The sequence below is a fragment of the Herbaspirillum camelliae genome, assembly GCF_001929405.1.
Classification (GTDB): domain Bacteria; phylum Pseudomonadota; class Gammaproteobacteria; order Burkholderiales; family Burkholderiaceae_D; genus Herbaspirillum; species Herbaspirillum seropedicae.
In genome coordinates this window covers 4,665,814-4,677,552 of the sequence record NZ_KV880769.1, presented here as the reverse complement: position 1 = coordinate 4,677,552, position 11,739 = coordinate 4,665,814, and the positions used below count along the sequence as shown (strand labels likewise).

At 68.1% G+C, this 11,739-nt stretch carries 12 protein-coding genes; all 12 read left to right on the top strand.

Going from position 1 to position 11,739, the window contains the following annotated elements; all coding sequences use genetic code 11:
* Positions 1-7: 7 nt before the first annotated feature.
* Genes cobI through BGK68_RS20840 form a run of 12 tightly spaced genes read left to right on the top strand, consistent with a single transcriptional unit; the run spans position 8 to position 11,693 of the window.
* Complete coding sequence (gene cobI, locus BGK68_RS20895) at positions 8-766, top strand: precorrin-2 C(20)-methyltransferase (protein ID WP_075258660.1); 759 nt, start codon at positions 8-10, stop codon at positions 764-766.
* Positions 763-1,539: a precorrin-4 C(11)-methyltransferase gene (gene cobM / locus BGK68_RS20890; RefSeq protein ID WP_075258659.1), complete on the top strand. Its 777-nt coding sequence runs from the start codon at positions 763-765 to the stop codon at positions 1,537-1,539. The genes cobI and cobM overlap by 4 nt, the downstream gene beginning before the upstream one ends.
* Positions 1,536-2,339, top strand: a complete 804-nt coding sequence (locus BGK68_RS20885; protein ID WP_075258658.1) for a cobalamin biosynthesis protein — start codon at positions 1,536-1,538, stop codon at positions 2,337-2,339. The genes cobM and BGK68_RS20885 overlap by 4 nt, the downstream gene beginning before the upstream one ends.
* A gap of 19 nt (positions 2,340-2,358) precedes the next feature.
* Positions 2,359-3,918, top strand: a complete 1,560-nt coding sequence (cobJ, locus tag BGK68_RS20880) for a precorrin-3B C(17)-methyltransferase (RefSeq protein WP_075258657.1) — start codon at positions 2,359-2,361, stop codon at positions 3,916-3,918.
* Complete coding sequence (locus BGK68_RS20875) at positions 3,915-5,048, top strand: CobW family GTP-binding protein (RefSeq protein ID WP_075258656.1); 1,134 nt, start codon at positions 3,915-3,917, stop codon at positions 5,046-5,048. Before cobJ ends, BGK68_RS20875 begins: the two co-directional genes overlap by 4 nt.
* 26 nt (positions 5,049-5,074) lie before the next feature.
* Positions 5,075-5,677, top strand: coding sequence for a cob(I)yrinic acid a,c-diamide adenosyltransferase (gene cobO / locus BGK68_RS20870; RefSeq protein ID WP_075258655.1), 603 nt, complete (start codon positions 5,075-5,077; stop codon positions 5,675-5,677).
* Complete coding sequence (locus tag BGK68_RS20865) at positions 5,677-7,011, top strand: cobyrinate a,c-diamide synthase (RefSeq protein WP_075258654.1); 1,335 nt, start codon at positions 5,677-5,679, stop codon at positions 7,009-7,011. The genes cobO and BGK68_RS20865 overlap by 1 nt, the downstream gene beginning before the upstream one ends.
* Positions 7,008-7,670, top strand: a complete 663-nt coding sequence (bluB, locus tag BGK68_RS20860; protein WP_075258653.1) for a 5,6-dimethylbenzimidazole synthase — start codon at positions 7,008-7,010, stop codon at positions 7,668-7,670. The genes BGK68_RS20865 and bluB overlap by 4 nt, the downstream gene beginning before the upstream one ends.
* Positions 7,667-8,281: a bifunctional adenosylcobinamide kinase/adenosylcobinamide-phosphate guanylyltransferase gene (cobU, locus tag BGK68_RS20855; RefSeq protein WP_075258652.1), complete on the top strand. Its 615-nt coding sequence runs from the start codon at positions 7,667-7,669 to the stop codon at positions 8,279-8,281. Before bluB ends, cobU begins: the two co-directional genes overlap by 4 nt.
* Entirely contained in the window at positions 8,275-9,228 is a 954-nt protein-coding gene (gene cbiB, locus BGK68_RS20850; RefSeq protein ID WP_075258651.1) for an adenosylcobinamide-phosphate synthase CbiB, read from the top strand. The genes cobU and cbiB overlap by 7 nt, the downstream gene beginning before the upstream one ends.
* The gene (gene cobD, locus BGK68_RS20845; protein ID WP_075258650.1) at positions 9,221-10,231 is read left to right on the top strand and encodes a threonine-phosphate decarboxylase CobD; all 1,011 of its coding nucleotides are present in this window, start codon (positions 9,221-9,223) and stop codon (positions 10,229-10,231) included. Before cbiB ends, cobD begins: the two co-directional genes overlap by 8 nt.
* Positions 10,224-11,693 carry a cobyric acid synthase gene (locus BGK68_RS20840; RefSeq protein WP_075258649.1) on the top strand — a complete coding sequence of 490 codons (1,470 nt, stop codon included), beginning with the start codon at positions 10,224-10,226 and terminating at the stop codon, positions 11,691-11,693. Before cobD ends, BGK68_RS20840 begins: the two co-directional genes overlap by 8 nt.
* Positions 11,694-11,739: the final 46 nt, after the last annotated feature.

Sequence of the window (11,739 nt, the reverse complement as noted above, 5' to 3'; positions counted from 1 at the left end):
CGGGCACATGAGCGGACGTCTTACCGGCATCGGCGTGGGGCCCGGCCCAGCAGGCTATCTGCCGCTGGCGGCCATCGCCGCGCTGCGCAGCGCCGACCTGATCTACATCCCACGTGCGCGTGGCGCTGATCTGTCGGTTGCCCTGCAATGCCTGGATGGGGTGGAGTTCGACCGCAACCGTCTGTGCGAGATCGAATTCAACATGGACCCGGACCGCCAGGTCCTGCAGGAACATTACGCCCAGCTCGGCCAGCAACTGGCAGCGCAATTGCGCCAGGGCCTGCAGGTGGTCTACCTGACCATCGGCGATGCGCTGACCTATTCGACCTACGGCTATGTGCTGGCGGCCGTGCGCGATCTCTATCCCGCGTGCGACTGCGTGACCTTCCCTGGCATCACCAGCTATGCGGCCGCGGCGGCGGCGTTGGAGTGGCCGCTGGGCGTGGGCAAGGAGCGCACGCTGATCCTGCCCTGTCCGGAAGACGCGGCGAGCCTGCGCGCCGAGATCGAGAGCCATGACATCGTCGTGCTCATGAAGGTCGGTGCGCGCCTGCCCTGGGTGCTGGCGCTGCTGCGCGAGATGGGCATCGCCCAGCATTGCGGCTTTGCCCGCCGCATCGGCCTGGAAGGCGAAGTGCTGGCCAGCGACCTCACCGCGCTGGATGCCGCAGACGCCAGCGGCTACCTGGCCGTGCTGCTGATCCGCAAGACTGCGCAGGCGCAGCGTCACCGCGCGCCGCAAGAATCATCGAAAGGAAACGCATGAAAGTCTATTTCGTCGGCGCCGGCCCCGGTGCGGCCGATCTCATCACGCTGCGCGGTGCGCGCCTGCTGGGGCAGGTGCGCATGGTGCTGTATGCCGGCTCGCTGGTGCCCACGGCCTTGCTGGAGCATTGCCATTCCGAGGCCGAGATCATCGATACCGCCGCCCTCGATCTGGAGCAGCAGCAGGCCTGCTACGTGCGTGCGCAGGAGCAGGGCATCGACGTGGTGCGCCTGCATTCGGGCGACCCCGCCATCTATGGCGCGACTGCCGAGCAGATGCGCCGACTCGATGCCCTGGGCATCGCCTATGAGGTGGTGCCGGGTGTGTCGTCCTTCACCGCTGCTGCCGCCGCCGTGTCGGCCGAGCTGACCAAGCCGGAAGTCTCGCAGAGCGTGATCCTGACCCGCGTCTCGGGCCGCGCCTCGGCGGTGCCGGAGTCTGAATCGATCGCCTCGCTGGCGGCGCATCGGGCCACCATGTGCATCTTCCTGTCCGGCCCGCACCTCAAGAAGATCGTCACCGACCTGCTGCTGCACTATCCGCCCGAGACCCCGGTCACGCTGGTCTATCGCGCCACCTGGCCGGAGCAGCGCATCTACCAGGGCCAGCTCGACAAGGTGCTGGAAGAGAACAAGCGCGGGGAATGGAATCTGACCACCATGATGCTGGTCGGTGCAGCCTTGAACAAGGAGCAGGTGGCCGAATCCAGTCTCTATTCCGAGGACTTCACGCACCTCTTCCGCGTGGTCAAGAAGAACAAGGACGCCGCATGAGCCCGCCCCTCGCCCCGGCAGAACTGGGCCTGTGGCCGGTGCGCGCCGAGGCGGCGGCGCTGGCCATGCTGCTGCAGGACAGCCTGGGCGGCGAACTCTACCAGCCCTGGCTCAATGACCAGGGCGGCCTGTCACAGCGCCAGCAGTTCGCGCTGGCCTATCGCCGCCACCGGCAGTGGATCATGATCGGCGCTGCCGGCATCGCCGTGCGCTTCCTGGACGGTCTGCCGCAGGACAAGCACAGCGATCCCGCCGTGGTGGTGGTCGATGAGGCGGGGCGCTTTGCCATCGCCTTGCTGGCCGGCCATGAGGGCGGGGCCAACAGCCTGGCCTATCGCGTGGCCCAGTGCACCGGCGCGCAGCCGGTGGTGACCACCGCTACCGAAGCCGTCAAGCCGCTGGTGCTGGGCATCGGCTGCCGCAAGCTGGCCTCGGCCGAACAGATCGGCCGCGCTGTGGCGCAGGCGCTGGCGCAATGTCCGGGCGCAACCCTGGCCCAGGTGCGCGAGGTGGCCACCATTGATATCAAGGCCGAAGAGCCCGGCCTGCTGGCCTTCTGCGCCACCCATGGCTTGCCGCTGCGGGTGATCGCGCGCGCGCAGATCGCCCAGCGCGCCTGGGTCGGCAAGCCCTCGGACTGGGTGCGCCAGAATGTGGGCGTGGAGGGCGTCTGCGAACCGGCGGCCTTGATCGCCAGTCCGCGTGGGCGGCTGCTGCTGGGCAAGACGGCGCTCGACGGCGTGACGGTGGCCATCGTGGACGATGCCGAAGGCTGGCGCAGTTTTGTAGAAAATCCGTAAATCATTTGCAGGAAACCCGATGGAAGCAGTCAAGAAAAAAGGCGTATTGAACCTGGTCTCGGTAGGCCCAGGTTTTGAAGAGATGATCATCCCGCGCGCCATCGAGGCCTTGCGCGAGAGCGAGGTCATCGTGGCCTACGAGTTGTACCTGCGCTGGATCGCCGCCCATATCGAAGGCAAGCAAATCCATACCCCGCCGCTGACGCAAGAGCGCGAGCGGGCGCTGCTGGCCATCGAGCAAGCCCGCGCCGGTCGCCGCGTGGCGCTGATCTCCAGCGGCGACATCGGCATCTACGCCATGGCCGCGCTGGCCTTCGACGACATGCGCGAGGACGATACCTATGAGGTCAACGTCATCCCCGGCGTGACCTCGGCCAATGCCTGCGCCTCGCTGCTGGGCTCGCCGCTGTCGCACGATTTCGCCACGCTGTCGCTGTCCAATCTCTTGTGTCCGTGGACCTGGATCGAGCAGCGCGCCAGCCACATCGCCCAGGCCGACCTGGCCTGCGTGCTCTACAACGTGCAGAGCGCCGGGCGGCAGGAGGGCGTCTACCGCATCCTGCAACTGATGCTGCAGCACAAGGCCCCGCATACCCTGTGTGGGGTGGTGCGCAATGCCTACCGGCCTGGCCAGCAGGTGTCCATCCACCGGCTGGATGAATTGCCGGGTCTGCAGTTCGACATGCTGACCTCCATCGTCATCGGCAACCGCTTCACCCAGCGCAAGCGCGACTGGATCTTCACGCCGCGTGGCTACAACGACTGGAGCGAAGAGTCCCAGGCCGAGGAAGTGGCGCAACTGCCGGCGCAGGCGGTCTGGGTCTTTGCCGGCACCAGCGATGGCAATGCGCTGGCCGCCGAACTGGCCGGGCAGGGGCGGCCGGTGGTCGTCTCCACCGCCACCGGCTATGGCGGCGAACTGGCGCGCGGCGACTGCCCCGGCGCCTTCGTCTGGTCGGGCCGCCAAGGGCTGGAGGCGCGCCGCCAGGCCCTGCGCGACAGCCGCGCCCGCGTGCTGGTGGATGCGACGCATCCCTTTGCGGTGCAGATGTCGCAGCAGCTGATGACGCTGTCGCAGGAACTGGGCATTCCCTACCTGCGCTACGAACGTCCCGGCGAGCTGGCCGCGGACGATCCCCATGCCTGCGCCGACATGGAAGATGCCGCCCGCAAGGCCATGGCGCTGGGAAAGCGTATCTTCCTGGCCACCGGTTCCAAGGACCTGGCCACTTTCCTGCAGGCGCCGGGCGCGCAGGAGCGGCAATGGTTCGCCCGCGTCACGGCGGACCCTGATTTCGTCAGTCGGGCCCTGGAGCTGGGGCTGCCACGCGCTCACCTGTGCGCCATGCAGGGACCATTTTCGCAAGCCTTCAATGAAGCGCTGTGGCGCGACTGGGGCATCGATTGCGTGGTCACCAAGGATTCCGGCGAAGCCGGCGGCTACCGTGCCAAGGCTGAGGCGGCGCGTGCGCTGGGCATCCCCTTGCTGACGGTGCGCCGTCCGCCGCTGGACTATCCGCAGGTGGCGCATGATTTCAGCAGCGTCCACGCACACCTGGCGGTGCTGACGGGAGGGTGAGCGTGGCGGTTTCCCTTCCCGAGCTTCCACCCGCATTGCCGCCCATCCCGGTGACGGTGGTCACGGGTTTTCTCGGCGCGGGCAAGACCACGCTCTTGCGCGGCCTGGTGCAGCGCCGCCAGTCGCGCCGGCTGGCCTTGCTGATCAATGAATTCGGCGAGGTCGCCATCGACGGCGACCTGCTGCGCGCCGAAGGCGACGCCCAGGGGCAGGTGCAGATCCAGGACTTTGCCCATGGCCTCATCGCCTATGGCGACGACGCGCATTTCGTGCCGGCCATGCTGGCGCTGGCCGCACGGCGCGCCCAGATCGACCATGTGCTGATCGAGACGTCCGGGCTGGCCCTGCCCAGTGCGGTGATGGAGGTCTTGCAGGGCGCCGAGCTGGCCCCGCACTTCGTGCTGGATGCGACCCTGGCCGTGGTCGATACGCCGCTCTTGCTGGAGGACGCCTTCGCCAGCGCCGATGCGGTGGGCGCAGCGACGGCCCAGCTGTTCCGCCAACAGCTCGAATGCGCCGACGTGGTGGTGCTCAACAAGATCGACGGCATGGAGGAAGCGCCGCTGCTGCAAGCCGAACAGGCCGTGCGCGCACTCGCGCCCAATGTGCGCTTCCTGGAACTGGCCTATGGCGCAAGGCTGGATATCCGGTTGGCGCTGGGCCTGCGCCTGCATCAGGCCGGCGCGACGGTGCATCATCATTACACGCCGGTCTCCATGCCGGGCGAACGCGCCCAGGTTGCGCCTGACCAACGCCGCTTCAACGGTCATGTGCATTCCGGCCTGGGGGCGCACAGCCACGGCCTGTCCACCCACAAGCACTTCCACGAGCAAGACCCGGGCTGGCAATCCTTCACCCTGCGCAGCCAGGCGCAGCAGGATGCAGCGCGCCTGCGCCAGGCCGTGGCCGCTGCGGCCCTGGCCGAACCCATCCTGCGCGCCAAGGGCTTCGTCCACACCGACCAGGGAGCGCGCCTGGTGCAGGCGGTGCGCGCCCGGGTGGTGGTGGCCGAGAGCGGGCAGGGCAGTGCTAGTGGCAGCAGCAGCGAGCTGGTCTTCATCGGCTATCACCCCAGCCGTGTCAAGGTCGCCCGCATCCTCTGCGAGACCACCGGGGTAGACTGGACCTGAACGAATCTTTTGGAAAGAACGACACCATGAAAACCGATCCCGAATCCCACAAGCGCATGACCCAGCGCCACAAGGAAGGCTTTGAAAAGAAGAAGGCCGCCGCCCAGAAGGAAAGGGGTCTGCTGATCGTCAACACCGGCACCGGCAAGGGCAAGTCCAGCGCCGCCTTCGGCATGGGCATGCGCATCCTCGGCCATGGCATGAAGCTGGGCGTGGTGCAGTTCATCAAGGGCGCGCTCTACAGCGCTGAGCGCGACTTCCTGGGCGGCCATGCCCACTGCGACTTCCACGTCGTCGGCGCAGGCTACACCTGGGACACCCAGGACCGCGAGGCCGACATGCGCACCGCCGCCCGCGGCTGGGCCGAGGCCGTGCGCATGATCCAGGACCCCAGCTATGACATGGTGATCCTGGATGAACTCAACATCGTGCTGAAATACCAGTACCTGGACCTGGACGAGGTGCTGCGCGTCTTTGCGGCGCGCCGCGAGATGTTGCATATCGTCGTTACAGGCCGTCATGCCCCGGAGGCGCTGATCGAGCAGGCCGACCTGGTCAGCGAGATGCGCCCCCTCAAGCATCCCTACAAGGAACAGGGCGTGAAGGCGCAGAAAGGCGTGGAATTCTGATGTCCGAACCCACCTACAGCTGCCCGGCGCTGTTCATCTCGGCGCCTGCCTCCGGTCACGGCAAGACCACCATCACGGCTGCGCTGGCGCGGCTGTACCGCCGCCAGGGCAAGCGGGTGACGGTGTTCAAGACCGGTCCCGACTTCCTCGATCCCATGGTGCTGGAGCAGGCCAGCGGCCAGCCGGTAGCCAACCTCGACCTGTGGATGGCCGGGCAAGACCATGTGCGCCGCCAGGTCGCCCTGGCTGCGGCGCAGTCCGATGTGCTGCTGGTCGAAGGCGTGATGGGCCTCTACGATGGCGAACCCAGCAGCGCCGACCTGGCGCAGTTGCTGGGCATCCCGGTGGTGGCGGTGATCAATGCGCGCGGCATGGGCCAGACCATCGGCGCGCTGGCCCAGGGCTTGCTGGCCTACCGCCCCGAACTGAAGTTCGCCGGCGTGCTGGCCAATGGCGTGGCCAGCCCGCGCCACGCGCAGATGCTGCGTCAGGGCTTGCAGCACGCCCGCCCCTCGGTGCCGCTGCTGAGCGGCCTGCAGCGCGACCTGCAGTTCGCCTTGCCGGAGCGTCACCTGGGCCTGGTGGCCGCACCCGAGATCGCCGATCTCGACGCCCGCCTGGATGCGGTGGCCGAACGCATGTCGGCCACCTCGCTGGCCAATCTACCCGCATCGGTGGACTTCGGCACGCCGCCCGAGGAACGCAGTTTCCCGCGTCTGCTGGAAGGCAAGACCATCGCAGTGGCGCGTGACCTGGCCTTCTCCTTCATCTACACCGCCAACCTCGATCTGCTGCAACAGATGGGGGCGACCCTGGCGTTCTTCTCGCCGCTGGCCGACCAGGCCTTGCCGCCCTGCGATGCGGTGTGGCTGCCGGGCGGCTATCCCGAACTCTATCTGCAGACCCTGCAGGACGCCCAGCGCACCCAGTCCAGCCTGCGCGAACACGCCGCCGCCGGCAAGCCGCTCTATGCCGAATGCGGCGGTATGCTCTTTCTGCTGGAGACCATCATCGGCATGGACGGCGCCAGCGGCCGCATGTGTGGCGTGCTGCCCGGCCAGGCTGCGGTGCAGCCGCGCCTGCAGGGACTGGGTTACCAGACCCTGTCGCTGAAGCTGCCGGGGGCGGTGGGCGAACATCTGCGCTGCCATACCTTCCACTATTCGCGCGCCGTGGTCGGGGCCGAATTCATGGCGCGCGGCGAGCGTCTGTTCGACTCCTCCGAGGGGGAAGTGGTGTACCGCCGCCAGCAGATCACCGCCAGCTACCTGCATGCCTGGTTCCGCTCGGCCCCGCGCACCGTGGCCGCGCTCTTCGGAGGCGCCGCCGCATGAATCCGCACCGCTACGCGCAGCCAGAGATCGACGCCATCTACCGCGTCATCCGCGAGCGGCGCGACATGCGTCACTTCCTGCCCGATGCGGTCGCGCCGGAGCTGCTGGAGCGCCTGCTGCAAGCAGCGCACCACGCGCCCAGCGTGGGCTTCATGCAGCCCTGGCGCTTCCTGCGCATCCGCAGCGCAGCGCTGCGGCGGCAGATCCATGCGCTGGTCGAGCAGGAACGCATCGCCACCGCGCAGGCCCTGGGCCAGCGCGAGCAGGAGTTCATGCGCCTGAAGGTGGAGGGCATCCTCGAATGCGGCGAAGTGCTGGTGGCGGCCCTGATGGACCAGCGCGAGCGCCATGTCTTTGGCCGCCGCACCATGCCGCAGATGGACCTGGCTTCGCTGTCCTGCGCGTTGCAGAACATGTGGCTGGCCGCACGGGCCGAAGGGTTGGGCATGGGCTGGGTCTCGCTGTTCGATCCGGCGGCGCTGGCGCAACTGCTGCGCATGCCCGATGGCGCCGCGCCGGTGGCGGTGCTGTGCCTGGGCCATGTGCCGGCCTTCTACGACAAGCCCATGCTGGAGCAGGAGCAATGGGCTGCGCGCCAGCCGCTGGCCGACCTGGTGTTCGACGATCATTGGCCCGCAGGTGAGGAAGGCTCAGCATGAATACCGCTCCTACCCGGCGCAGTCTCATCTTTGGCGGCGCACGTTCCGGCAAGAGCGCCCATGCCGAACGGCTGGCGCTGGCCGCGCTGGCGTCGCAGGCCCAGGCAGGCGGCGAGATCATCTATCTCGCCACCGCCAGCCGCAGCGCCAGCCGCGATGACGCCGAGATGCAACAGCGCATCGATCATCACCAGCAGCGCCGCAGCGAGCTGGGCGGACGCTGGCGCACCGTGGAAGAACCGCTGGCGCTGGGTGCGGCCTTGCGCGCCCATGCGCGGCCGGGTCAGGTGGTGCTGGTCGATTGCCTCACGGTCTGGCTGGCCAATCTGCTGTTTGCCGATGGCATCGAGTTTCCTGACGCCGGACCGATTACGCCTCCGCCGGCCTTCACCCGGCAGCGCGAGGATTTCCTGCTGGCCTTGCAGGAGGTGCGCGGCGAAGTGATCCTGGTCTCCAACGAGGTCGGCATGGGCATCGTGCCGCAGGGCGCGATCTCGCGCTGGTTCGTCGATGAGGCCGGACGCCTGAACCAGGCCGTGGCGGCCCAGTGCGAACGGGTGCAATGGGTGGCGGCAGGCTTGCCCCTGAGTTTGAAGGACTTGCCATGCTGATCGGCCTGTCGTGGCCCTGGCTGGCCGTGCTCATGGCGCTGGGCCTGGCCCTGGACCTGCGCCTGGGCGAGGCGCGGCGCTGGCATCCGCTGGTCGGTTTCGGGCGGCTGGCGCAGCGCATCGAGGCCGCGCTCAACCGGGCTCCCGGATTGCGGCTGCGCGGCGTGCTGGCCTGGGCGCTGGCGGTCTTGCCGCCGGTGCTGCTGGCGGCCTGGCTGATCGCGCAGACGCCCTGGTGGCTGGCCGCACTGCTGCATGCTGGACTGCTGTATTTCTGCATCGGCCTGCGCAGCCTGCGCGAACACACCTTGCCGATTGCCCAGGCGCTGGCGGCCGGTGAGCTGGAGCAGGCGCGCCGCCTGACTTCCTGGATCGTCAGCCGCGACACCCGCAGCGCCAGCGAAGAAGAGCTGGCCAAGGCGGGCGTGGAATCGCTGCTGGAAAACGGCAACGACGCCGTCTTCGGTACGCTGTTCTGGTTCCTCATCGCCGGCGGTCCGGGCGCCTTGCTGTTTCGGCTGTCCAATACCCTCGATGCGATGTGGGGCTACCGCAATGCGCGCTTCCTGTATTTCGGTTGGGCCGCTGCGCGCATCGACGATGCCTTGAACTGGTGTCCGGCGCGCCTGACGGCGCTGAGCTATGCCGTGCTCGGCCAGCGCCGGCAGGCCTTGGCCTGCTGGAAAGAACAGGCACCGGCCTGGAGCAGTCCCAATGCCGGCCCGGTGATGGCCGCGGGTGCAGGCGCGCTGGGCCTGGCCTTGGGTGGAGCCGCTGTCTACGACGGTGAAGTGGAGCAGCGTCCCTCGCTGGGTTGCGGCGCCGCTCCGCAAGGGGCCGACATCGTACGCGCCTGGCGGCTGGTGGCCATGAGTGCGGCGCTGTGGATGGCCGTGGTCGCCGCAATGGCCTTGCCGTGGCTGCTGGGAGGGGCGCTGCATGCTTGAACACGGCGGCAATCTCAACGACGCTGCACGGCATTATGGCCGCCCGCGTGCGCAATGGCTGGATGTCTCCACCGGCATCAATCCACAGCCCTATCCTGTGCCCGCACAACTGGCCGATGCCTGGCACCGCCTGCCCGAACCATCGGCGGCGCTGGAACAGGCTGCCTGCGACTACTATGGCGCGCCGCGCCTGCTGGCCGTGGCCGGCACCCAGGCCGCCATCCAGGCGCTGCCGCAACTGCGCCTGCGCCGCGATGGACGCCCGGCGCAGGTGGTGGTGGCCGCGCCCATCTATGCCGAGCATGCGCACTGCTGGCGGCGCTGCGGCCATGAGGTCAGCGAAGTCCCCTATGAGGCGCTGGACCAGGCCGTGCAGAGCCCGTCCTGCCAGGTGCTGGTGCTGTGCAATCCCAACAATCCCACGGGTGCGCTGGTGGAGCCGGAACGTCTGCTGCACTGGGCCGCGCAACTGGCTGAGCGCGGCGGCTGGCTGGTGGTCGATGAAGCTTTTGGCGACACGCTCACGCACTACAGCGTGGCCGCCCATACCAGCCAAGCCGGCCTGATCGTGTTGCGCTCGGTGGGCAAGTTCTTCGGACTGGCAGGCCTGCGCCTGGGCTTTGTCGCCGCTGCGCCGGAGCTGTTGGCCGAACTGGCGGACTGGCTGGGACCGTGGACCATCAGTGGCCCGGCCCAGCAGATCGGTTGCGCCGCCTTGCGCGACCGCGACTGGCAAGCGCAGACGCGCCAGCGCCTGCAGGTGCAAGGTCAGCGTCTGCAGCAGTTGCTGGCCCGGCATGGCATCGCAGCGCAGGGCACGGCCTTGTTCCAGTGGTGGCCTGAGCCACAGGCGCAGGCCTTCCACGCGTGCATGGCCGAAGCGGGCGTCTGGGTACGCCTGTTCACCCGAGGCGCAGGCGGCATCCGCATCGGCCTGCCGCCCGATGAAGCCGGCTGGCAGCGTCTGCATGAGGCCTTGACTACATGGAGCCAACGTGGCTGAGTTTCCCTTCCATACCCTGATGATCCAGGGCACCACTTCCGATGCCGGCAAGAGCACGCTGGCCGCCGCCCTGTGCCGCCTGCTGAAGAAGGACGGCGTGAGCGTGGCGCCCTTCAAGCCGCAGAACATGGCCTTGAACAGCGCCGTCACCAGTGACGGCGGCGAGATCGGTCGCGCCCAGGCCTTGCAGGCGCAGGCCGCCGGCATCGCCCCGCATACCGACATGAACCCGGTGCTGCTCAAGCCCTCCAGCGACACCGGGGCGCAGGTCATCGTGCACGGCAAGGTGCGCGCCGACATGAACGCCCGCGACTACCACCGCTACAAGACCGAAGCCATGCAGGCCGTGCTGCAATCCTATGCGCGCCTGCGGGCGCAGTACGCCTGCGTGATCGTCGAGGGCGCGGGCAGTCCGGCCGAGATCAACCTGCGCGCGCGCGATATCGCCAACATGGGCTTTGCCGAGGCGGTTGATTGCCCGGTCATCATCGTGGCCGACATCGATCGCGGCGGCGTCTTCGCGCATTTGACCGGCACGCTGGATTGTCTCTCCGAGAGCGAGCGGGCCAGGGTAATTGGCTTTGTCATCAACCGTTTCCGGGGTGATATCAGCCTCTTGCAAGCGGGACTGGACTGGCTGGAACAACGCACCGGCAAGCCGGTGCTGGCGGTACTGCCGTATCTGCATGGCCTGCATCTGGACGCCGAAGATGCGGTGGCGGCCACGCAGGAGGTCAAGGGCGATTTCCGCATCGTGGTGCCGGTCTTCCCGCGCATCAGCAACCACACCGATTTTGACGCGCTGCGCGCCCATCCCGGGGTCGATCTGCGTTTCATCGGACCGGGCCAGCCGGTGCCGCCGGCCGATCTCATCATCCTGCCCGGCAGCAAAAACACCCGCGGCGACCTGCGCTGGCTGCGGGAACACGGCTGGGAGGCGGCCATCGCGCGCCACCTGCGCTATGGCGGCAAGGTGATCGGCATCTGTGGCGGCTTCCAGATGCTGGGGGAGAGCGTGGATGACCCGCACGGCGTGGAAGGCGCGCCGGGCAGCAGCGTCGGACTCGGACTGCTGGCGATGCGCACCGAGCTCACCCGGGACAAGCGGCTCTTGCAGGTCAGCGGCCACTGCGCTGTTGGCGACAGGAGCGCGCCGGTGCGCGGCTACGAAATCCACATGGGGGTGTCATCCGGCGCGGCGCTGGAGCGCCCGGCCTTCGTCATCGAAGGCCGTGGCGAGGGCGCGCAATCGGCCGATGGACAGATACTGGGCAGCTACCTGCACGGCATGTTCGACACGCCGCAAGCCTTGGGTGCGCTGCTGGACTGGGCTGGACTGACGGGCGCCGAGCCGGTGGACCTGGATGCGCTGCGCGAGGCCAGCCTGGAACGCCTGGCCGAATCCTGCCGGCCCTTGTATGAGGCCTTGCAGCGCGTGCCTACGCGCTTTGGCCGGACGTGATACGACCTGATGCCAAAGAAAATCCCGGCCTTGCGGGCCGGGATGC